Below are 22141 nucleotides of genomic sequence, written 5' to 3' on the forward strand. Positions count from 1 at the left end.
ACGGACCAGGAGTCCGCACCGGACCGCGATCACGCGGTCGCGACGGCGGAATCAATTCCGCCGGTGCAGCTTCGGCTCCCCGTCGTCGACCACGAAGGTGGCCGCCGTCCGCGCGGGCGCGCCGGGTTCGGTGACGTGGTCCAGCGTGCGGTAGTCCACCCGCAGCTCGTCCGCGCTGAACCTGGTGCGGACGTAGCCACGCCGGTCCTTGTAGAACTTCACGTGCGGGTTGTCGTCGAGCACGCCCTGCTGGGCGTCCTCGCTGCCGTCACCGCCGCTGGTGACCGAGGTGGTGATGAACTCGGTGCCCGCGGGCGGTGAGTCGGGGTGGTCGTGCGAGTCACGGATCTCGGCGGCCCAGTGCCGGTGCACGTCACCGGTGAACACCACACCGTTGCGCACGTTGCTGTTGGCCATCCCGTGCGCGATCCGGTCCCGATTGGCGACGTAGCCGTCCCAGGCGTCCATGTTGTATCCCTCGCCGGGCCCGCTGTCGAGGTCCAACTTGGAGAAGAACACCTGCTGCCCCAGCACGTCCCAGCGCGCACGGGTGTTCCGGAAACCGTTCATGATCCAGCGTTCCTGCTGCTCGCCGGTGATGCTCCGGTTCGGGTCGAAACGGTCTTCGCAACTGATGCCGTACCCGTCACCACAGGCCTGGTCGTCGCGGTACTGCCTGGTGTCGAGCATGTGGAAGTTGGCGAGCCCGCCCCACCGGATGCGCCGGTAGAGCCGCATGTCGATCCCCCTCGGACGGGAACTCCGCCGCAGCGGCATGTTCTCGTAGTAGGCCCGGAACGCCGCCGCGCGCCGGTCGAGGAAATCGGGGTCCGGTTGTTCCGGCACCTCGTCGGCCCAGTTGTTCTCGGTCTCGTGGTCGTCCCAGACCACCAGCCAGGGTGCCACCGAGTGGGCCAGTTGCAGATCCTCGTCGGTCTTGTACTGCGCGTGCCGCTGTCGGTAGTTGGCCAGCGTGCGGGTCTCCGGGCCGAGCACCTTCCGCACGTCGTGATCCGAAGCGGGGTACTCGTACTGGTAGTCGCCCAGGTGCAGGATCAATCCCGGCTCGTCCTCGGCCATCCTCCGGTAGGCGGTGAAGTATCCGTCACCGAAGTGCGAACAGGACGCGAAGCACAGCGTCAGGTCGCCCATGTGCCCCGGCGGGGGTGCGGTGCGAGTACGCCCGGCCGGTGAGACGTCGTTGCCCACCCGGAAGCGGTAGAAGTACTCGGCGCCGGGACGCAGCCCGTCGACCTCCACGTGGACGCTGTGGGCCTCCTCCGGCCTGGCCCATTCCCAGCCGCTGCGCACCGGTCGAGCGAACCGCTCGTCCTCGGAGATCTCCCACCGCACGGGGTAGGGACGGTTCGGCATCCCGCCCTTGCCGTCCGCCGCGGTCGGCTCCGGAGCCAGCCGGGTCCACAGCACGACACCGGTCGGCAGTGGATCCCCGGAAGCCACTCCGAGGCTGAAGGGGTCGCGCAGCCTGCCGACACCGGCACCGGGCAGACCCCGGACGTCGGCGTAGGCGGATCCCGCGACCGTGCTCGCCAGCGCGGCACCGCCGACCGCGGCCGCCCCTCCCAGCAGTACCGAACGGCGGCCCACCGAGTTGTCGGGGCCGGACGTAGTGGAGTCGGACATCCCGCTCCTCCAGACAGTTGTTCGAGGACTATCCGGGAACCACCATCGCCCGTGATCGTCCTCCGAGCCACCCGCGTTCGGTTGGAATCGGGTGAACTCTCGGTCACGAGATCCCTACACTCCGGTTTTCGAGCTTCAACCGGGTTTCCGTCGGGTGGGGCGCTGTGGCGCTCGGGGTGGAGCGGGGAATCAGGTCGGCCGGGCGTGGAACTCACCGCCGGGGGCCGAGGGAGTCGGGCGCGGAGCTCTCGCTCCGGAACTCCGCTGTGGAGCGTGGAAATCTTTCGAGGAAGCTTTTTCGGGGAACTGTCGCCCGTGCTCTTCGGTGGGAGTCGTCGAAGTGTCGCCCGGTCGCGGAGCGGCCGGGAGATCGCTTCAGTTACGTCGGTTCGTGGGGCGTCGGGGCGGGGCGAGTGGTCCGGGGGGCCGGGACGGGCGGGGACGACGTTTCCAGGGCTGGTTCGTCGGCCTGCTCGGTGCTGGCATACCCGGCAACCTAGAGCACACAGTCGATCACGGTGTACGCACCCACCCCTTCGATGGCATCTCTCTCATGTCGATCTGGTTGACCGGGATCCACTTCGTACCTCGCAACCGCCGGGCGGGTGACCGGATGCCTACTATGTGTACATTCGATCGAGCGACGCTCCGTGCGGCGCCACCCCGACAGCGGATTTCGCTCAACTCGGTGTGATCTCGCGTGGTCCGGCCACACCGTCGGTTATCTCGAAGGACGCCTTGGTCGAGGCATCGGCGCCGCGCCGCGAGACGTAGGGCAGCACCCGGAAGTCCGCCCGCAGCCGTTCGGCGTCGATCCTGGTTCGCAGGTAGCCGCGCATCCCGCTGTGGAACCGGATGTGCGGGTTGTCCGGATCACCGGTGAACTCGTCGTCCTCGGCGTCGCCGCCCGAGGCGACCGAGGTGGTGACCAGTTCCGAACCGACCACCGGCGAATCGGGATCCGAGTAGTCGCGTTTCAGGTCGGCCGCGTAGTGCTCGTGGATGTCGCCGGTCAGCACCACCGGATTGCGCACGCCTGCCGCCAGCCAGCCCTCCGTGATCCGACGGCGTGAGGCGGTGTAGCCGTCCCAGCTGTCCATGTTGGTCATGGTCAGCGGGCCGTCCAGCGTGTCGTGGTGGGCGAACATCACCTGCTGTCCCAGCAGGTCCCACCTGGCTCGGGAGTGGCGCAGTCCGTCGAGCAGCCACCTCTCCTGCCGTTCACCGGTGATGCTGCGTTCCGGGTCGGACTCGGTGCCGCAGGGTCCGACCAGTCCGCCGCACGTCTGGTCGTCGCGGTACTGCCTGGTGTCGAGCATGTGGAAGTTGGCGAGCCCGCCCCACCGGATGCGCCGGTAGAGCCGCATGTCCGTGTCCTGGGGGCGGTTGCTCGCGCGCAGCGGCATGTTCTCGTAGTAGGCCCGGAAGGACTCGGCCCGACGTCGCTCGAAATCCGGTTGGGGCAGTTCCGGGTCGTCGCCCGCCCAGTTGTTGTCCAGTTCGTGGTCGTCCCAGATCACCACCCACGGCGCCGTCCGGTGCGCCAGTCGCAGGTCCGGATCGGTCTTGTACTCCGCGTAGCGCCTGCGGTACTCGGCCAGGTTGTCGGCCTGGAATCCGGTGACCGAGCGGGCTATTCCGGAAAGCAGCGGATACTGCAGGTGTCCCAGTTCGTAGATGTAGTCGCCCAGGTGCAGCACCAGGTCCGGTTCGTCCTCGGCGATCCTGCGGTAGGCGGTGAAGTAGCCGTGTTCCCAAGCGGCGCAGGAGGCGGTGCACACGGTCAGCGGTCGGCTCAGCGAACCGGCGGCCGGTGTGGTGCGGGTGCGGCCGGTGGGGGTCAGGTGTCCGCCGGTGCGGAACCGGTAGAAGTATTCTCGCCCCGGGCGCAGTCCGTCGAGTTCAACGTGGACCGAGTGCCCCCACTCCGGCATGGCACGCGCGGTACCGCGTCGCACGATGCGGTGAAATCGTTCGTCCTCGGCGAGCTCCCAGTCCACATCGATCGTCCGGTCGGGCATCCCGCCGCGTCCGTCGTCGGCGAGGGGGTCGTAGGCGAGTCGGGTCCACAGTACGAAGCCCTGCGGGTCGGGGTCCCCGGAGGCGATGCCGAGGGTGAAGGGGTCGCCGCGGTTCCGGGCGGCGCTCGTGCGGGCCGTTGCCGCGCCGCTTCCCAGCCCCAGCGTCGTGGCCGCGGTGGCCGACGCGAGCAGCAGTTTCCGACGATTCCAGTTCGGGGGTCCGGCCGGTGAGTTCATGTGGTCCTCTCGTCGAACGGATTCGTGCCGGGAGAGCGTGCCGCACAAAAGTGAGCTTTATTCGTATATTTCGCCAGCAAAGCCTGAACGGCGCGTGAGTCGATGTCGACCGGTATCCGGGTGAGACGCTCGTTCGGGGTATGTCGAGCGGGGGATTCGGGGTTTTCGGCAGGGTCGTGTTGAAGGTTGGCACTCGTCCCGGTAGAGTGCTAGACGAACGGCGCCGGAGCGCCCCGGCACCCGCGACGGCGGGGAGTCACGGAGCCGTCAGGAATCCAGCCAACGCTTCGAAGACCCCAGAAGGCGGAGGTCACACCGTGGCGAGCATCAAGCCGCTTGAGGACAAGCTTGTTGTCCAGGCAAGTGAGGCCGAGACGACGACGGCGTCCGGCATCGTGATCCCGGACACGGCCAAGGAAAAGCCGCAGGAGGGCAAGGTCCTCGCTGTCGGTCCCGGTCGTGTGGACGACAAGGGCAACCGCATCCCGCTCGACGTCAACGAAGGCGACGTCGTCATCTACTCCAAGTACGGCGGGACCGAGGTCAAGTACAACGGCGAGGAGTACCTGGTGCTCTCCGCCCGCGACGTGCTGGCCGTCGTCAACTGACGACTGGCTCGTCCCGCTGGCGAGTGAATCTCGTCAACCGACTGGGGACAAGAACGTCCCCGTGGGCGATAAACCGCCCCGGCGGTCCCCTACGCGGACTTCCGGGGCGGTTCGCCTGCGAGCGCTGTCTCGCCGGACGCAGGCAGGCGGCCGCGGGAACGGCCGCGCGCTCGTGCACGACTGCGCGCCCGTTCGGCGAACAAAGACATCCCGGCACGCACGCTGAAGGGCTGTTGAAACATGGCTAAGCAAATCAGCTTCGAGGAGGAGGCGCGCCGCTCGCTTGAACGCGGCGTGAACCAGCTCGCCGACTCCGTGAAGGTCACCCTCGGGCCGCGCGGTCGGCACGTCGTACTGGACAAGCAGTTCGGCGGGCCGCAGATCACCAACGACGGTGTGACGATCGCCCGTGAGATCGATCTGGAGGACCCGTACGAGAACCTGGGTGCCCAGCTCGTCAAGAGCGTCGCCACCAAGACCAACGACGTCGCCGGCGACGGCACCACCACCGCGACCGTGCTGGCGCAGGCGCTGGTCAGCGGCGGTCTGCGCAACCTCGCCGCGGGTGCCAACCCCTCCTCGCTGGGCAACGGCATCCAGCAGGCGGCCGAAGCGGTGATCGAGTCCCTCAAGGAGCAGTCCACTCCGGTCAAGGGGCGCGACAACATCGCCCAGATCGCGACCGTCTCCTCGCGCGACGAGAACATCGGTTCGCTGGTCGGCGAGGCGATGGAGCGGGTCGGCGACGACGGTGTGATCACCGTCGAGGAGTCCTCGACACTGGCCACCGAGCTGGAGGTCACCGAGGGGGTCCAGTTCGACAAGGGCTACGTCTCGCCGTACTTCGTCACCGACTCCGAGCGGCAGGAAGCCGTGCTGGAGGACGCCCAGGTCCTGCTGCACCAGGACAAGATCTCCAACATGCAGGAGCTGCTGCCCCTGCTGGAGCGGGTGGCCAACGACGGCAAGCCGCTGCTGATCGTCGCCGAGGACGTCGAGGGCGAGGCGCTGTCCACGCTGGTGGTCAACGCCGTGCGCAAGACGTTCAAGGTCGTCGCGGTCAAGGCCCCCTACTTCGGTGACCGCCGCAAGGCGTTCCTGCAGGACCTGGCCGCCGTGACCGGTGCGCAGCTGATCTCGCCGGACGTCGGGCTCAAGCTCTCCGAGGTCGGCCCCGAGGTGCTGGGCTCCGTGCGCCGCGTGACCGTCACCAAGGACAACACCACGGTTGTCGACGGTGGCGGCAGCAAGGACGACGTGCAGGCCCGGGTCAAGCAGATCCGCAACGAGATCGAGGCCAGCGACTCGGACTGGGACCGCGAGAAGCTGCAGGAGCGGCTGGCCAAGCTCGCGGGCGGTGTGGCCGTCCTCAAGGTCGGTGCGGCCACCGAGACCGAGATGAAGGAACGCAAGTCCCGCATCGAGGACGCCGTGGCCGCGGCCAAGGCCGCCGCCGAGGAAGGCAGCATCCCGGGCGGTGGGTCCAGCCTGGTGCACGCCACCAAGTCGCTGGGGAACAACCTCGGCCTGTCGGGTGACGAGGCCACCGGTGTCCAGCTGGTGCGCAGTGCCCTCGAGGCCCCGCTGTTCTGGATCGCCAACAACGCGGGCGAGGAAGGCGCGGTCGTGGTCTCCAAGGTTCGCGAGATGAAGTGGGGCGAGGGCTTCAACGCCGCCGACCTCACCTTCGGCGACCTCACCGGCCCCGGCGTGGTCGACCCGCTGAAGGTGACCCGCTCCGCGGTCTTCAACGCGGCGTCCATCGCGCGCATGGTCCTCACGACCGAGAGCGCCGTGGTCGACAAGCCCGAGGAGGAGGAAGACTCCTCCGGCGGGCACAGCCACTGACGCTCACCGGCACGGCCTCACCGGTGGGTGAGGCCACCGCCGTTGGAATCGGGGCGGCACCGGACGGTGCCGCCCCGATTTCGTGTCGCGGCCCCGCGAGCCGTCGCCGTGCTCCCCCCGTTGACTCCGACACGTCGGCGGTCTCCCCACTCACCGCGACACGGGCTCGACGGCCTCGGACGAGCCGATGCCGCTGTGCTCCGGTTCCGGTCCCGTGCGAACCGGAGCCCCGCTCCGTACCCGGTTCGTCGGCCGAGTACCACATCGGTGTGCGGTCGCCGTGCGATACGGCCGGTCCACCTCGCCGTTCGGGGCAGCCCGGCAGCTCGGGGTCGCCCAACACCTCGGGGCTGCCGATCCACGTGGTGCCCGGATACCCGTCCGCACGAGCGAGTTCTGTCGTGGTTTCCGAGGTCGGTCACTCCTGGCCCTCGGAGCCGGGTGCCCGGCCGGTCTCGTGATGTCCTTCCCCGCTCCTCCCGGGACCTGTCGGTTCGTTCGAATCGTTTCCCGGTGTACCGCTTTCCGGGCGTTCCCCCGCCGGTGCGTCACACCGCCAGCGGTTCGTCCGTCTTTCGACTGTTCTTGATCATTACCTCACGCTCCGACTCCGAGAGCCCGCCCCAGATGCCGTAGGGCTCCTGCACGGTCAGTGCGTGTTTCCGGCACTGCTCCAGAACCGGACAGCGGTGGCACACTTCCTTGGCCTTGGCCTCCCGCCTGGCTCTGGCCGGGCCACGTTCTCCGTCCGGGTGAAAGAAGTACGCGCTGTCCATCCCCCGGCACAGGCCCTGTATCTGCCAATCCCAGATATCGGCGTTCGGCCCGGGAAGACGTCGTGTGTCCGCCATTGCGACGACCACCTCCAATTCGGTGGGTCCCCTCCCTGCCACGGTGTGTTACCGCAGCCTCGCACGGATCACAGTAAAACCGAGTCAAAGCTTGTTCAACCCTTTTGGCTGGTAAAGGTGGTTCACGTTGGAGTGACATTGCGATGACCATGCCGGGTTGCCTCGACACGTGCGCTACCACGAACATGTCCGATGATGATGTGGTCGAGGTGACGAGGTGGTCGGCTGTGAACGCCGAATCGGCCGGATGTGGAGCTCTGTCCGCCACCACGAACGGCTCAGCGGGTGACGAGTGCGAGTCCGACGAGGGGGAGACGCCCGACGTTCCCGTCACCCCGAAATTGTCGGTCGCGGCCGTCGCGCGCAGGCTGGGAATCGCTCCCGCTACGTTGCGTACCTGGGATCGTCGGTACGGGCTCGGACCCACCGAGCACTCCTCCGGACGGCACCGCCGTTACGGGCCGGAGGACATCGCCCGGCTGGAGTTGATGCAGCACGCCCTGCTCCGGGGGGCTTCCCCCGCGGAGGCGGCCCGCTACGCGCACGCGTCCGCCGTGCGGCACGGTGGTGCCACGGCGGCGATGGGCGCCGGCGGCGAGGCCCGGTCCTCGGTGGCCGATTCCTCCCGTGACGACTCGAGGCCGGAGTCCGAGTCACGTGCCGTGGCCGAGGTGAACGAGGACGGCTCGGTGCTGCTGAGCGGTGTGCTCGGCGACGACGGGGCGTCGAACGCCGAGCGGATCGACACGGCCAACACCGGTGGGCGGGGGCTGCGGCTCGGCGGGGCGAGCCCGAACGCCCGTGGGCTCGGTCGGGCCGTGCTGGCGCTGGACGCGTTCGCCGCGCAGCGCATTCTGCGCCGCAGCGCGGAGCGGGACGGGGTCCGAGCGACGCTGTGCGAGGTGCTGTGGCCGGTGCTGAGTGCTCTCTCCGAACTGCGTGAGCGCACCGGCAGCGGTTCGGAGATGCCGAAGCTGCTGGAGGACTCGGCGGTAACCGCGTTGCGTTCGGTGATCGCCGATGCCCCCGAGCCGCACACTCCGCGTCCGGTGCTGCTCGCGCCGGCGGTCGGTGAGCAGCAGTCCGTGGAACTGTTGGCGCTCGCGGCCGCGTTGGCCAGTGCGGGCATCGGACACCGGCTGTTCGCCGCCGCGCTGCCCAGGGAGGGGCTGGAGTCCGCCATTCGGCGGACGGCGCCCGCCGCGGTGCTCGTCTGGTCCGAGTACTCGGCTTTCGCCGATCCCCGGCTGGTCACGGGCTTGCCCAAACCGCGCCAGCGGGTTCGCGTCTTCGTGGCGGGTGGCGGTTGGTCGCCCGAGGCGTTGCCCGAACAGGTGGAGCACCTCGGTTCCTGGGAGGGGGCGTTGCGACGGCTCGACGAACTGGTGCGGGATCCCGAGGAGAGTCAATGGTGATATAGATCACGTAATGGCCCTCGTGTCGCGGCCCCGCGGTCTCGACCGTCCAAATGGGACTTTCTGTTGAGTACGTTCGAGTGAATATCGCAGGTAGTGGGCGCGTCGCGGAATATACCCCGGAACGGGTGAAACTCTTACGGTTTGAATGCTCCGTTCCGGTGAGACTTACCCGGCGTGTTTATCACTCGAAAGTGGTTGATCGGCGCGACGCGCGGGTCAAGCTCTGTCCGAATGTTTCCGATGAAGGAGGTGGAACGTTCACTCGCCTGTAGGAAGGGAGTTCCCGTGACGACGGTCTTGATTTGTGATGACCGGCGGAGCGTCCGGGAGGGGCTCACCCGTGTGATGTCGGCTGTACCGGGTGTGAGCCGAATCGACTGTGTAGCACACGGTGACGAGTTGCTCTCCCGATTCGCCCGGCAGGCGGTCGACGTTGTTCTGGTGGGTACCCAGCGTGCGGTGCCCAACGGTGTTGAGGCCACTCGCAGGTTGGTCTCCGCGCATCCGCAGGCCAACGTGATCGTCTTCGGCGCACCGGACGACGCCGGAAGTATCGCGGCCGCCATCGCGGGTGGCGCACGTGGTTACCTCCGTTGGGATGCCTCCAGGCCGGAACTCGTGGCCGCGTTGGCGCACACCCTGGCGAGTACTTCGGTTCCCGCCCCTCGGCAACCGTCCGATCCGGGTGTGCAGCTCACCGATCGCGAACTGCAAGTGCTGCGTGGCATGGCGCAGGGCAAGAGCAACGGTCAGATCGGCCGTGAGCTCTACCTCTCCGAGGACACGGTCAAGACCCACGCGCGGCGCCTGTTCCGCAAGCTCGGAGTCCGGGACAGGGCGCAGGCGGTCGCCCACGGTTTTCGACGCGGCCTCGTCGCTTGAAACGGCGTCCGATCGGTACTTCCGAGCGTTCGATCGCCTCCCGGTGATTCCGGTGTTCCGTCGGTGAACCGTGCTCGTTACAGGTCCGTTCGGCTCCGTTCAGCGCGGTTCTCGTCCACCCGTCCCGGCGGGTGCCCGAACTCGCCGAGCCGGCCCCCGAGACGGTCGTGCGGTCACGTCGGAGGAGTTCGTTCGGGTGCGGCGGAGTCCGGCCGGGTTACCGGTCGTGGTCGACTGAGGCGGTGATGCGAACCGCCTCGGCCGCCGTGGTCGGCGAGCGATGTCTCGTCGCACGTTCCCGGGCACTCCTACGCCGGTGCGCGACATCCGGAGTCCGCCGTTGTGTCAGTCGCGGTAGCCGTGTCCGATATCACGGTCTCCTGTCCGGGGTGTGACTTGGCCGGGACGTTTCACGACGAAGCGTCCCGCTGGGGTGTTCCACAGTGCTGTTCCCGGTGCCATACCTACGGTTCCGCCGTGGTGGTATGCCAGTTGACCAGGAAAAACTGTTCGATGTTGCTCTCGTGGTACCGGGCCGTGCCCATGTCGGACTCGGTTCGCCGGAGTCGCCTCGCCGTCGTGACTCGCTGCTCATCCGGTCCACTCGGTGTACGGAGCGCTACACCGAAACGGTAGTGTGACCACGGGATCAGCGCGCTTGGCGCGTATCCGGGCAACTTCGATTCAAGTCAACGCGTAACACCGAGGCTGGCGTCTGCGATGAGCAACGTGGGGGACGGGCTGGACGCTCTTGTCAGCGCCTCCATCGACGGCGACCGCCAGTCGATCGAGCGCTTACTGGCCGAAATCCGTCCTTTGGTGGTGCGGTACTGCCGCGCCAGGGTTGGCCGAAACGAACGTACGTTCGCTTCGGCGGACGATGTCGCCCAGGAGGTGTGTCTCGCTGTGCTGACAGCGTTACCCACCTACCGGGACCAGGGACGGCCTTTCCTGGCGTTCGTGTACGGCATCGCCGCGCACAAGGTGGCCGATGCGCACCGTGCATCGGCTCGCAATCGGTCCGAACCGGTCGCGGATCCTCCGGAAACCCCGGAAGACCAGGCCGGACCCGAGCAGCGGGCCATACAGGGTGAGCTTTCGGGCAGGATGGCGCAGTTGCTGCGCGTGCTGCCCGCCAAGCAGCGGGAGATCCTGCTGCTTCGGGTGGTCGTCGGGTTGTCCGCGGAGGAAACCGCCGAAGCGGTCGGTTCGACGCCGGGAGCGGTGCGTGTGGCGCAGCACCGTGCGCTCGCCCGGCTGCGAAAGACGCTGTCCGCGGAGGAGGTGGTCTGATTGGCGGAACGAAGAGGCTCCGGAAGTGACGACGACGGGCGTGACTCCGCCGAGCCCGGCCGGCAGGACGACCGGTTCAGTGCCGAAGAGGAGACCGAGTCCGGATCCGATTCGTCCGGTGACGATTCCGGAACGAGTGTCGAATCTCGATCCGACGAACACCCCTCGAATGATCAAGACGTCGGCGTGCCGGATGAACCGGAGCATCCCGTCGATACCGGTAACACCGATGCCGAGATCGTGGATTTCCCGCGGGGCGGGCAGCGCTCCGTCCCGGAGTCCGACGACGTCACGTTTTCGGACGACACGCTGCTCTCCGAGGACATGCTGTTGTCCGAGCGGGAACTGGCCTCCGAGGAGGATATCGCCCTGGCGGACGAGCTCACCGGGGCCGATGCCGGGGCCGATGTCGGGGAGGACGCGGAGCCCGTCGACCTCGCGCGCCTGCGGGACGACGACGAGTTGTTGGACATGCTCGGCCAGTCGGGAGGTCACAGCGGCTCCGCCGATGCCGAGACCGACGTCGAGGATCTGCTGCTCGCTTGGCGACGGGATGTCGACGCGACACCGATAGGGGAACTCGTCGACGTCGAGCGCGCCGCCGCCGCTGTGGCGGCGGGCAGGCCCGGGCGCCGTTCCCGCGTTCCCAGGCTGCGTCACCTGGTTCCCGTGGCCAGCGCCGCGGCTGTGCTGATGATCGGCTTCACCGGAGTCGGTCTCGCCGCTCGTGACGCCGCGCCGGGAGACGCGTTGTGGGGTGTCACGCAGGTTCTCTACAGCGACCGTGCCGCTTCGGCCGCGGCCGCTTCCCGTGCGCAGACCCAGTTGGATATGGCCAGCCAAGCCTGGCAGAACGGCCGCGAGGAGGCGGCCGACACCGCCCTGCACCGTGCGGAGGAGCAGCTCAGCACCATCGATCCGGGAGAACGGCGTTCCGACCTGCGTGCCGCGCACGCCTCGTTGAGCGCGAAGTTCGACCGTCCGCCGGATTCGTCGGCCGGTTCCTCCACCACGGGGAGCGGTTCCGAACAGCCCGGGAGCTCCGCGCCGGACGAGAGCGGCTCCGAACAGCCCGGGGGCTCCGCCACCGATTCGCCGGGGACTTCCGGTGACAGCAACCCGCCCTCCTCGGAGACCACGCCCAGTCCGACGGACGGGTCCGAGCCGAGTACCACCTCGGATCAGGAGCGCCCGCCGTCCCCGAGCGAAACCGACCCCAGCGAGACAGGCTCGTCCAGCAGCGGTGACGACACCGTTTCGGGGTCGGGAAGCGGTCAGGCGCGCGATTCCCAGTCCGACTGAGCGGGCGAACCGGCCGGGCGGGTTCGCCGCCCGGCCGGGTACGGGAGTTCCCAGCGGCTGCGCCGGTCCGCAGTGCCTACGTGGATCCGCAGTGCCTACGCTGATCCTCAGCGGCTGCGCTGGTCCTCGGTCTCGATCACACCGTCGGCGAACCCACGGCAGTACTCCCAGCTCACGTAGTGGCCCGGATTCGGTTCGTACGCCGGTTCGTGCGGGCGCATCCGGCCGTCGTTGAGCAACTGCTCCAGGCTCGACCGCAACAGTTCCCAGTCGTGGTAGTGCGGTTCGCCGCAGTCCGAGCAGTCCACGACGATCCCGCGGATACCGCGCGGCTCCAGCAACGCCTGGTACACGGCGAGGTCGGCCAGGTCGGACAGCAGTTCGGCACGTTCCTCGTCGCCGAGCTGTTGGTCCTGCTCGAATTCCTGGTCGCCGAGGGCCATGCTCGGGTCTTCCGGATCGCCCGCGAACGGGTCTGGTGGCAATGGGTCATGCGGCACGACCCGCACGGTACCGGTAGCGTCCAACCCCGCCGAGCCGTGGCCGGGGAACCGCTGGTAATCGGCTCTGGATACCATGTGGGGACACCGCCCGTGAGTCGTGTCGAAGGCGTTTTTCGGTGGTGGGTACCTCGTGCCTTCCGGCCGTCTCCGCCGGAACGGCTCGCCGGGTCCGCTTCGCCGCGAGGCACCGGCTCGATCGTCGATTCGAGCGGCCCCGTCCGAGTCGCGAAACAGGCCCCGTTCGAGTCGTGGAACGGGCTCCGGGAGTGTCTCGCGGGTCCGGATGCTCACCGAGTGAGACAACCGTTCCCGGACGGGGATCCACACGACGCACTTCAAACAGACACCAGGAAGGCACTCCTTCGCGCTATGACCAGCGAGCTGACCGCCCCGGGGTTCCCGACCAAGTTCGCGACGCTCGGGCTGACCTTCGACGACGTGCTGTTGTTGCCCGGCGAGTCCGACATCGTTCCCAGTGCCGTGGACACCAGCACCCGGTTCTCCCGCAACATCCAGCTGCGCGCCCCGCTGAGTTCGGCGGCCATGGACACGGTCACCGAGGCGAGGATGGCCATCGCCATGGCCCGACTCGGCGGCGTGGGAATCCTGCAGCGCAACCTTCCGGCAGACGAGCAGGCCGCCCAGGTCGAGGTGGTCAAGCGCTCCGAGGCGGGAATGGTCACCGACCCGGTGACCTGCTCTCCCGAGGACTCGTTGTCGGATGTGGACGCGTTGTGCGCGCGCTACCGCATCTCCGGCGTTCCGGTGGCCGATCCGGACGGCACGCTGGTGGGCATCATCACCAACCGTGACATGCGGTTCGAGACCGACCACACCAAGCGGGTGCGCGAGATCATGACGTCGGCACCCCTGATCACCGCCCTGGTCGGGGTCACCGCCGACGACGCGCTCGACCTGCTGCGCAGGAACAAGGTCGAGAAGCTCCCGATCGTGGACAACGCGGGCAAGCTGCGTGGGCTGATCACGGTCAAGGACTTCGCCAAGACCGAGCAGTACCCGGACGCCACCAAGGACGCCGACGGCAGGCTGTTGTGCGGTGCGGCCGTCGGGGTCGGGGCCGACTCGCACGAGCGGGCGATGGCGCTGGTCGACGCGGGGGTGGACGTGCTGGTGGTCGACACCGCCCACGGCCACTCCAAGGCCGTCGCCGAGACCGTGGCCACGCTCAAGAGCGAACTGGGCGACTCCGTCGACGTGGTCGGGGGCAACGTCGCGACCAGGAACGGGGCGCAGTCCCTCGTCGACGCCGGGGCCGACGGCGTCAAGGTCGGCGTCGGGCCGGGCTCCATCTGCACCACCAGGGTGGTGGCGGGCGTCGGTGTGCCGCAGATCACCGCCATCTACGAGGCGGACCAGGCCTGCCGTCCCGCCGGGGTCCCGCTGGTGGCCGACGGCGGCATCCAGTACTCCGGCGACATCGCCAAGGCGATCGCCAGCGGTGCCAGCAGCGTGATGCTCGGCAGCCTGTTCGCGGGCACGGCCGAGGCCCCCGGGGAGCTCGTGCTGGTCAACGGCAAGCAGTTCAAGGTCTACCGGGGCATGGGGTCGCTGGGCGCGATGTCCTCGCGGGAGAACGGCAAGTCCTACTCCAAGGACCGCTACTTCCAGGACGACGTGCTCTCCGAGGACAAGCTGGTCCCGGAGGGCATCGAAGGCCGGGTGCCCTATCGCGGCCCGCTCGGGCAGGTGGTGCACCAGCTGATCGGCGGGGTTCGCTCGGGGATGGGCTTCACCGGTTCCGGAACCGTCCCGGAACTGCAGCAGGCCCACCTGGTCCGGGTCACGGCGTCGGGGCTCAAGGAGAGCCACCCGCACGACATCACCATGACCGCCGAGGCACCCAACTACACCACGCGGTAGCCTGCCCCGCCGGGCGAACCCGGTGGGAACTCGACCCCCTCTTCGACTCACAGCGGCACCGCGGGAAGGAAACACGTGCGGGATCTTGTGGAAATCGGGATGGGCCGGACGGCCATGCGCGGCTACGACCTGGACGATGTCGAGATCGTTCCGTCGCGCCGTACGCGCTCCTCCAAGGACGTATCCCTGTCCTGGCAGATCGACGCCTATCGCCTCGACATTCCGCTGGTGACGCATCCCACCGACGCGGTGGTGTCACCGGCCACGGCGATCCGGATCGGTGAGCTGGGCGGTCTGGGAGTGCTCAACGCCGAGGGCCTCTGGGCCCGGCACGAGAACGTCGAGGGAGAGCTCGCGCAGGTCGTGCGTACCGCCGAAGAGGGTGAGGGGCCGGACGCCGCGATCGCGATGCTGCAGCAGCTGCACGCCGCGCCCATCCGTACCGACCTGCTGACCGAAGCCATCAAGCAGATCAAGGACTCCGGCGTCACGGTCGCCGCCCGCGTCAGCCCGCAGCACGCGGAGGAACTCACCCCCACGCTGCTCGCCGCCGGTGTCGAGGTGCTGATGGTGCAGGGCACCATCGTCTCCGCCGAGCACGTCTCCCAGGAGGGGGAGCCGCTGAACCTCAAGCGGTTCATCGGCGAGCTCGACGTGCCGGTGATCGCGGGCGGGGTCGGCGACTACCGCACCGCGATGCACCTGATGCGCACCGGAGCCGCCGGGGTGATCGTCGGTTTCGGGCAGTCCCGTTCCGCGACCACCACCCAGACGCTGGGCATCGGGGTGCCGATGGCCACCGCCGTGGCCGACGCCGCTGCCGCCCGGCGGGACTACCTGGACGAGACCGGCGGGCGCTACGTGCACGTGATCGCCGACGGCGGGCTGTCCTACTCCGGTGACATCGCCAAGTCGATCGCCTGCGGCGCCGACGCGGTGATGCTGGGGGAGGCCCTCACCGAGACCTCGGAGGCACCCGCGCAGGGTTACTACTGGACGGCCGCGGCGGCGCACCCCAACCTGCCGCGCAGCGAGATCGTCGGTTTCAACAGCGCCGGGGTGGACCTGAACACGCTGCTGTTCGGGCCGAGCAGCGATCCCTACGGGACGCTGAACCTGTTCGGGGCGCTGCGTCGTGCCATGGCCAAGACCGGGTACTCCGAACTGAAGGAGTTCCAGAAGGTCGGTCTGATGTTGTGCCGTTGATTCCGGTTGCCCGGGTGGTCGGTTAGCCGATCGCCGAGTCGGCGCCTCGCCGCGTTGGGCCCGCTCTCGAGTGGGTCCAACGCGGCGAGCGGCCCTGCCTCGCGATCGAACCGGCTCGTCGACCTCCGGCGCTCGCGGCCGAGGCACCGGAAATCTCGCGACGCCGCCTTGACCGTCGATTCTCGCGATGCCGCGCACACCGTCCGCAGCGCAGGTCGTTCAGGCAACACCGGTGTTCTGCGCAGCGCAGATCCACCACTGGCCATCCAGCTTGGAGAGTATCCAGGTGCCCACGTTGGCGCGTCGGCCCGCTTGGCTGATCGCGGGTTGCCGAAGGCACACGATCGCCACATCCGATCGCGGAAAGATCACCTGCTCGATCTCGTACCAGGTTCGGATGCCGTCGGCGTGGTTTTCCAATCGCTCCTTGTGGTATTCGTGCAGTTCCTGCCAGTCCTGGAACCGGACACCGTTGACGGCGGTGAACACCGTGTCGGCGGTAAACCTGTCGTCGAACTTCGCCGCATCGTGCTCGACGAAGGCGGTTTCGAGTTCGTCGAAGACCTTCCTGATCGCGTGCAGATCCTCTTCGTGATCGTCGTCGTGGTGTGCCTTGGGACGGTTCGACATGTTCGTTCCTCTGCCGGGTACGCGGGCAAGTCCGGGGTTCATCGAGCTTGCCGTCGGGACTGCTGCCGGGAACTCATCGCGGAACGGCCCGATCGCCTGCTCTGGTGCCGGGCACGTAGGGCGGCGCCGCACTGCTCGATGTGAGCCACCACGCCGCGACGTCCGAGGGGCACGTCGGCGTAGGGGCGCGGGTATGAGTTCCACTGGAAACCTACGGTGACCCACCCGGGTTCGCGGTTTCGGGGGATGCGGGACCGCCGTCGAACCGGACTGTGTTCTTGACCGGTTGAGCGGCGGGGCGGTGCGTCCGCCGGTTCGTGCCGTTGCCCTGCCGCGTTGTCGCTTCGGGTCGGCTCCGGCCGAAAAATGTGCTCCCGGGAGCCGCTCAGCTATGGCTACTGGCGAGTAATTTGTTCTACTCTCACAGCCATGAGTGATCGGGGACACCTTCGGCGCGAGAACTCCGGCGAGCACGACTACGACGTGGTCGTGATCGGCTCCGGCTTCGGCGGCAGCGTGGCCGCACTGCGGTTGACCGAGAAGGGATACCGCGTGGCCGTGCTGGAAGCGGGCAGAAGGTTCGCCGACGACGAGTTCCCCAAGACCTCCTGGGACCTGCGCCGCTTCCTGTGGGCACCCCGGCTCGGCTGCTTCGGGATCCAGCGCATCCACATGCTGCAGAACGTGCTGATCCTCGCCGGTGCGGGAGTGGGCGGCGGCTCCCTGGTCTACGCCAACACGCTCTACCGCCCGATGAAGCCGTTCTTCCAGGACTCGCAGTGGGCGCACATCACCGACTGGGAGGACGAGCTCGACCCGCACTACGAGCAGGCGAGCCGGATGCTCGGCGTGGTCACCAATCCCACCGAGACCCCCTCCGACCGGGTCATCCGGCGGGTGGCCGACCGGATGGGCGTGGGCGAGAGCTATCACCCCACCCCGGTGGGGGTGTACTTCGGCAAGCCGGGGGAGAACAACGCGGACCCCTACTTCGGTGGTGCGGGGCCGGAACGCACCGGCTGCACCGAGTGCGGTGCCTGCATGACCGGCTGCCGGGTCGGCGCGAAGAACACCCTGATGAAGAACTACCTCTACCTGGCCGAGTCCAAGGGCGCCGAGGTGTGGCCGCTGACCACGGTCGGCGGGATGCGAAAGGACTTGGACGGCCGCTGGCGGATCCGCACCGAGCGGACCGGTGCCGTGCTGGGCGGACAGGGCCGAACCTTCACCGCCGACCAGGTGGTGGTCGCCGCCGGGACCTGGGGAACCCAGAACCTGCTGCACCGCTGCGGGCAGCGCGGCGAGCTGCCCGGGCTCTCCCGCAAGCTCGGTGAGCTGACCAGGACCAACTCCGAGGCGATCATCGGCGCGCAGCGCGGTTCGGTCGACGCGGAACGCGACTTCTCCACCGGCACCGCGATCACGTCCTCGTTCCACCCGGACAACGACACCCACATCGAGCCGGTGCGCTACGGCAGGGGAAGCAACGCCATGGGGCTGTTGCAGACCCTGCCCACCAGCGGCGGCATCGACAAGCCGCGCTGGCGGCAGTGGTTGCGCAACGTGCTGACGCGCCCGCTGACCACGCTGCGGCTGCTCTCGGTGCGGCGCTGGAGCGAGCGCACGGTGATCCTGCTGGTGATGCAGAGCCTGGACAACTCGCTGCGCACCAAGCTCGGCAAGGGGCTGTTCGGCCGCCGCAAGCTCGTTTCGCAGCAGGGGCACGGCTCCCCCAACCCGACCTGGATCCCCGCGGGCGAACGGGCCAACGAACTGGCCGCCGAGGAGATCGACGGCATCGCGGGCGGCACCTGGGGCGAACTGTTCGACGTCCCGATGACCGCGCACTTCATCGGTGGTTGCCCGATCGGCTCGGACCCGGAGCACGGCGTGATCGATCCCTACCACCGCGCCTGGGGATACCCGGACATGTCCATCGTGGATGGTTCGGCGATAACGGCCAACCTCGGGGTCAACCCCTCGCTGACGATCACCGCGCAGGCGGAGCGGGCCTTCTCGATGTGGCCGAACAAGGGCGAGCCAGACCAGCGCCCCGCCCAGTCGGAGGAGTACCGGCGGGTGGAACCCGTGGCACCCGCCGACCCGGCGGTGCCCTCGCACGCGCCGGGGGCCCTGCGGCGCTGAGCGGACGGATCACGGCCGCCACGTTGCTCCCCGAGGAGATCGTGGCGGGGTCGGTCAAAGGTGTGCGACGCCCTCGTCGGACCTCGGACCGGGGACGATACGCTGACCAGCGTAGTGTTCTCACCTGGAGGTTCGACGTCGTGTCCGACACCACAGGCGGTATCGACCCCGCCGGGCAGACTGCTGAGCGAGGACGGCCCGGTAGCGGCCCCGTCCTGGTGGTCGACTTCGGCGCGCAGTACGCGCAGCTGATCGCCCGCCGGGTACGCGAGGCGCAGGTCTATTCCGAGGTGGTCCCGCACGACACGCCCGTCGAGGAGATGCTGCGCCGCGACCCCGCCGCCATCGTGCTCTCCGGCGGCCCCGCCAGCGTCTACGCGGCCGACGCGCCGCAGGTGGACGCGGAACTGTTCCGCTCCGGAGTGCCCGTGCTGGGGATCTGCTACGGATTCCAGGCCATGACCAGGGCACTCGGCGGTACCGTCGAGCACACCGGCACCAGGGAGTTCGGGCGTACCGAGCTGTCGGTGTGTTCCGCGGGCGGGACGTTGCACCAGGAGCTCCCGGATCACCACCCGGTCTGGATGAGTCACGGTGACTCGGTGAGCAAGGCTCCCGAGGGATTCCGGGTGATCGCCGAGACCGCCGACACGCCGGTCGCCGCCTTCGAGAACCCGGAGAGCGGCCTCGCCGGGGTGCAGTACCACCCCGAGGTGGCGCACTCGCCGCACGGTCAGGAGGTGCTGCGCCGCTTCCTGCACGACATCGCCGGTATCCGGCCGAAGTGGACCACCACCTCGATCGTGGACGAGACCGTCGCGGCCATCCGCGAACGGATCGGGGACGCCCGCGCGATCTGCGCACTCTCCGGCGGTGTGGACTCGGCCGTGGCCGGTGCGCTGGTCAACGAGGCGGTCGGTGATCAGCTGACCTGCGTGTTCGTCGACCACGGGCTGCTGCGCTCCGGGGAGCGCACCCAGGTCGAGCGTGACTTCGTCGCCGCCACCGGAGCGCGCCTGGTCGTGATCGACGCCGTGGAGCAGTTCACCGAAGCGCTGGCCGGTGTCATCGACCCCGAGGAGAAGCGCAAGATCATCGGGCGCGAGTTCATCCGCACCTTCGAGCGCGCCGCGCGCGAGCTGCAGGAGGAAGCCGGTCAGGCCGGTGAGCGGGTCGAGTACCTGGTGCAGGGCACGCTCTACCCGGACGTCGTCGAGTCCGGGGGAGGCAGCGGCACGGCCAACATCAAGAGCCATCACAACGTCGGCGGGCTGCCCGAGGACCTGCAGTTCGACCTGGTCGAACCGTTGCGCGCGCTGTTCAAGGACGAGGTGCGCCGGGTCGGGCTGGAGATGGGGCTGCCCGAGACCATCGTGCACCGGCAGCCGTTCCCCGGTCCGGGGCTGGCCATCCGCATCATCGGCGAGGTCACGCCGCAGCGGTTGGCGACGCTGCGTGCGGCGGACGCGATCGCCCGCGAGGAGCTGACCGCCTCCGGCGTCGACCGCGACATCTGGCAGTGCCCGGTGGTGCTGCTCGCCGACGTGCAGTCGGTCGGTGTGCAGGGCGACGGGCGCACCTACGGTCACCCGGTGGTGCTGCGTCCGGTGTCCAGCGAGGACGCCATGACGGCGGACTGGACCAGGCTGCCCTACGAGGCGCTGGAGCGGATCTCGACCCGGATCACCAACGAGGTCGCCGACGTCAACCGGGTGACGCTGGACGTGACGTCCAAGCCCCCGGGCACCATCGAGTGGGAGTGACCACGGGCAGTTCACCAGCCTGAACCGCTTTCCTCGGCGGAGACACGTTTCTCGGCGGGCACGCGCGTGCCCGCCGAGTTCGCCCTCCCGCTGCTCGGCTAAGCGCCTGCGCGGCTACCCGGATCAGCTCCTGCGCAGCGAGGCCACCAGCATGATCACTCCGATGGCCGCCGCCGCGAAGGCCAGTACGCGCTGCGTGGACCAGCCCCCGCCGACGAGGAAGTAGATCGACGCCGCCACGGTCATGATTCCCGCGGTCAGGGTGACCGGATCCGGGCTGAACCGGCGTGCTCCGCCGTTCTTGTTCTCGGTCACGGGCTCCGGCCCTGGTTGGTGCTGCTCAGTAGCCACGGATCACCTCCACGCTTCCCGTCTCCGTCATCAGGTTCAGCCGGACGGAACCGCCGCCGGGACCGTCGGTGCCGAGGTCGTTCTCGGTGACCCGGATGTCCCTGCCCGAGTGCTCGTTGCCGAGGCAGTCCACCCGACCCAGGTCACTGGCACAGGTGACCCGCGCGTCGGTCTCCGGTGGGAGGTGGACGGTCACCGTGCCCATGCCCAGGGCCACATCGGTGGCCACCTCCCTGTCCGCGGGAAACCGCATGTTCTCCAGACGCAGGGTGACGTTTCCCAGCGAGCCGGAGTACTCCGAGGCCAGTTCCGTGGCGTTCTCCGGGGCCTCGATCGCGTTGGTGTAGCCCTCCCACGGTCGCTCCGGAAGCACCGTGGACAGCATCGCCGCCAGCACCACGGGGATCGCGAACAGGATGAGCCAGCGCCCCCGGCGCAGGAAGGAGCCCACCAGCATTCCGCAGCCGATCACCCCGAGCATCAGCGCCCAGATCTTCACCGCCGCCAGCCCGAGGGCTATCCCGAAGCCGCCCACCAGCAGCGCGATTCCCAACGTCGCCAGTGTGATCGAGTAACGCGGCCCGCGGCTTCCGGCCGATCCCCACTCCGGAGGCCGCGGTTCGTTGGCAGGGGGCGTCCAACCGGTGGGTGGTGGTTGGTTCGGCGGCTGAGCGAACCGCTCGGTCGGGTAGCGGGGTGGCTCCGGGGCGGGTGGTCCCGACACGGGTGGCCCGTACGGGGGCTCCTCTGATGCTGCGCTCTCGGGTGACGCTGTGGTCCCGGAGGAGCCGATCGCGTACCGTTCCGTTTCCGCGCCCGTCGGCCCGGACACCGTCGTTTCGTACGTCCCGGATTCTCCCGTCGCGGACATCCCCGGCTGCGGTGCCATGTCGGTCGTCGCCGTCCCCCCGGTCCCGTACTGCCCCCCGGGGCCGTACGACTGCCCAGGGGGGACGCGATCGCCGAAATGCCGGTGCAGCAGGTACAGCGCCAGCACCCCCAGCGCCAGCCCGAACACGCCCGGCATGTCGAACGCGGCGAGCGAGACCGGGACGAACACCACCGTTATCAGGGCGAGTACCGCCAGTCGAACGGCGGTGTTGCCCGGTGCGTCGCTCGACTTCGGCAACGTCGCCCAGCCGAGCAGGTAGAACAGCAGTCCGGCACCGCCGTAGAAGGTGCCGATCACGAACACCACCCGCAGCAGCACCGGATCCACGCCGTAGCGATTGCCGAGCGCGGCGGCCACACCCGCGATCTTGCGCCCCTCGGAGGGGCGCGTGGGCCTGGTCTCCCAGAAATCGCGGAAGGTTCCCTTGATCTCCGCCCACGTTCCCCGCGCACCGTTGGAACCGCCGGTCCGAGCGGTACCCCCCGAACCGGTACCGCTCGGACCGGTGGCTGCGCGGCCGTCGTCGTGCTGCCCGCCACCCTCGTACTGCCCGCCGCCGTCGGTCGTTCCGCCGTTCATGTCGCTCACTCTGCCGGTATTACGAGTCCCGGTCGTCAGGGTGTTCCCCTGAGCGCACCCGGACAATCCGGTGCCGTTCCCCGATGC

At 68.7% G+C, this 22141-nt stretch carries 17 protein-coding genes; 10 read left to right on the forward strand and 7 right to left on the reverse strand.

Annotated elements, in window-relative coordinates:
- Positions 1-51: 51 nt before the first annotated feature.
- A complete protein-coding gene (locus tag BM394_RS16035) occupies positions 52-1644 on the reverse strand; it encodes an alkaline phosphatase D family protein (RefSeq protein ID WP_092979466.1) in 1593 nt (530 codons plus the stop codon).
- Between the two features lie 680 nt (positions 1645-2324).
- On the reverse strand, positions 2325-3902 hold the full coding sequence (locus BM394_RS16040) for an alkaline phosphatase D family protein (protein WP_092979467.1): 1578 nt from the start codon (positions 3900-3902) through the stop codon (positions 2325-2327).
- A 317-nt stretch (positions 3903-4219) separates the two neighbouring features.
- On the opposite strand from BM394_RS16040, the gene groES reads away from it, so the two are divergent.
- Positions 4220-4510 carry a co-chaperone GroES gene (groES, locus tag BM394_RS16045; protein ID WP_092625188.1) on the forward strand — a complete coding sequence of 97 codons (291 nt, stop codon included), beginning with the start codon at positions 4220-4222 and terminating at the stop codon, positions 4508-4510.
- Positions 4511-4750: 240 nt separating this feature from the next.
- The gene (gene groL / locus BM394_RS16050; RefSeq protein ID WP_092979468.1) at positions 4751-6358 is read left to right on the forward strand and encodes a chaperonin GroEL; all 1608 of its coding nucleotides are present in this window, start codon (positions 4751-4753) and stop codon (positions 6356-6358) included.
- 548 nt (positions 6359-6906) lie between these two features.
- On the opposite strand, the gene BM394_RS16055 is transcribed toward groL, so the two are convergent.
- The gene (locus tag BM394_RS16055) at positions 6907-7209 is read right to left on the reverse strand and encodes a WhiB family transcriptional regulator (RefSeq protein WP_092625944.1); all 303 of its coding nucleotides are present in this window, start codon (positions 7207-7209) and stop codon (positions 6907-6909) included.
- A gap of 341 nt (positions 7210-7550) precedes the next feature.
- Here BM394_RS16055 and BM394_RS16060 point away from each other — a divergent pair, with 341 nt between their 5' ends.
- From BM394_RS16060 to BM394_RS16075, 4 genes are all read left to right on the forward strand, one after another.
- Positions 7551-8624 (forward strand): MerR family transcriptional regulator, encoded by a 1074-nt coding sequence (locus BM394_RS16060; RefSeq protein WP_342752729.1) that lies wholly within the window; start codon positions 7551-7553, stop codon positions 8622-8624.
- Positions 8625-8912: 288 nt separating this feature from the next.
- On the forward strand, positions 8913-9509 hold the full coding sequence (locus BM394_RS16065) for a response regulator transcription factor (protein WP_026152733.1): 597 nt from the start codon (positions 8913-8915) through the stop codon (positions 9507-9509).
- 720 nt (positions 9510-10229) lie between these two features.
- On the forward strand, positions 10230-10802 hold the full coding sequence (locus tag BM394_RS16070) for a sigma-70 family RNA polymerase sigma factor (RefSeq protein ID WP_043570589.1): 573 nt from the start codon (positions 10230-10232) through the stop codon (positions 10800-10802).
- Positions 10803-12104 (forward strand): hypothetical protein, encoded by a 1302-nt coding sequence (locus BM394_RS16075; protein WP_092979470.1) that lies wholly within the window; start codon positions 10803-10805, stop codon positions 12102-12104. It begins immediately after the preceding gene.
- Between the two features lie 107 nt (positions 12105-12211).
- On the opposite strand, the gene BM394_RS16080 is transcribed toward BM394_RS16075, so the two are convergent.
- Positions 12212-12613: a DUF5319 family protein gene (locus tag BM394_RS16080; protein WP_092625948.1), complete on the reverse strand. Its 402-nt coding sequence runs from the start codon at positions 12611-12613 to the stop codon at positions 12212-12214.
- Between the two features lie 363 nt (positions 12614-12976).
- Between BM394_RS16080 and guaB the strand changes: the two genes are divergently transcribed.
- Both guaB and BM394_RS16090 read left to right on the forward strand, forming a co-directional pair.
- The gene (guaB, locus tag BM394_RS16085; protein ID WP_092979471.1) at positions 12977-14488 is read left to right on the forward strand and encodes an IMP dehydrogenase; all 1512 of its coding nucleotides are present in this window, start codon (positions 12977-12979) and stop codon (positions 14486-14488) included.
- A 75-nt stretch (positions 14489-14563) separates the two neighbouring features.
- Positions 14564-15694 carry a GuaB3 family IMP dehydrogenase-related protein gene (locus BM394_RS16090; protein WP_092922962.1) on the forward strand — a complete coding sequence of 377 codons (1131 nt, stop codon included), beginning with the start codon at positions 14564-14566 and terminating at the stop codon, positions 15692-15694.
- 219 nt (positions 15695-15913) lie between these two features.
- Here BM394_RS16090 and BM394_RS16095 read toward each other — a convergent pair whose 3' ends face one another.
- A complete protein-coding gene (locus BM394_RS16095) occupies positions 15914-16324 on the reverse strand; it encodes an SgcJ/EcaC family oxidoreductase (RefSeq protein WP_092979472.1) in 411 nt (136 codons plus the stop codon).
- Positions 16325-16753: 429 nt separating this feature from the next.
- On the opposite strand from BM394_RS16095, the gene BM394_RS16100 reads away from it, so the two are divergent.
- Complete coding sequence (locus BM394_RS16100) at positions 16754-18469, forward strand: FAD-dependent oxidoreductase (protein ID WP_092979473.1); 1716 nt, start codon at positions 16754-16756, stop codon at positions 18467-18469.
- A 161-nt stretch (positions 18470-18630) separates the two neighbouring features.
- Positions 18631-20232: a glutamine-hydrolyzing GMP synthase gene (guaA, locus tag BM394_RS16105; protein ID WP_175530132.1), complete on the forward strand. Its 1602-nt coding sequence runs from the start codon at positions 18631-18633 to the stop codon at positions 20230-20232.
- A gap of 123 nt (positions 20233-20355) precedes the next feature.
- On the opposite strand, the gene BM394_RS16110 is transcribed toward guaA, so the two are convergent.
- Both BM394_RS16110 and BM394_RS16115 read right to left on the reverse strand, forming a co-directional pair.
- Entirely contained in the window at positions 20356-20583 is a 228-nt protein-coding gene (locus BM394_RS16110) for a hypothetical protein (protein ID WP_245780240.1), read from the reverse strand.
- Positions 20573-22054, reverse strand: a complete 1482-nt coding sequence (locus BM394_RS16115; protein ID WP_092979577.1) for a PspC domain-containing protein — start codon at positions 22052-22054, stop codon at positions 20573-20575. The genes BM394_RS16110 and BM394_RS16115 overlap by 11 nt, the downstream gene beginning before the upstream one ends.
- Between the last annotated feature and the right edge of the window lie 87 nt (positions 22055-22141).

The sequence above is a fragment of the Actinopolyspora lacussalsi subsp. righensis genome (assembly GCF_900116555.1).
Lineage (GTDB): Bacteria > Actinomycetota > Actinomycetes > Mycobacteriales > Pseudonocardiaceae > Actinopolyspora > Actinopolyspora lacussalsi.

Coding starts and splice junctions, on each gene's coding strand:
- BM394_RS16115 (WP_092979577.1), bottom strand. CDS start 22,054: ATGAACGGCGGAACGACCGACGGCGGCGGGCAGTACGAGGGTGGCGGG.
- BM394_RS16055 (WP_092625944.1), bottom strand. CDS start 7,209: ATGGCGGACACACGACGTCTTCCCGGGCCGAACGCCGATATCTGGGAT.
- BM394_RS16100 (WP_092979473.1), top strand. CDS start 16,754: ATGAGTGATCGGGGACACCTTCGGCGCGAGAACTCCGGCGAGCACGAC.
- BM394_RS16040 (WP_092979467.1), bottom strand. CDS start 3,902: ATGAACTCACCGGCCGGACCCCCGAACTGGAATCGTCGGAAACTGCTG.
- BM394_RS16095 (WP_092979472.1), bottom strand. CDS start 16,324: ATGTCGAACCGTCCCAAGGCACACCACGACGACGATCACGAAGAGGAT.
- BM394_RS16070 (WP_043570589.1), top strand. CDS start 10,230: ATGAGCAACGTGGGGGACGGGCTGGACGCTCTTGTCAGCGCCTCCATC.
- BM394_RS16035 (WP_092979466.1), bottom strand. CDS start 1,644: ATGTCCGACTCCACTACGTCCGGCCCCGACAACTCGGTGGGCCGCCGT.
- groL (WP_092979468.1), top strand. CDS start 4,751: ATGGCTAAGCAAATCAGCTTCGAGGAGGAGGCGCGCCGCTCGCTTGAA.
- guaB (WP_092979471.1), top strand. CDS start 12,977: ATGACCAGCGAGCTGACCGCCCCGGGGTTCCCGACCAAGTTCGCGACG.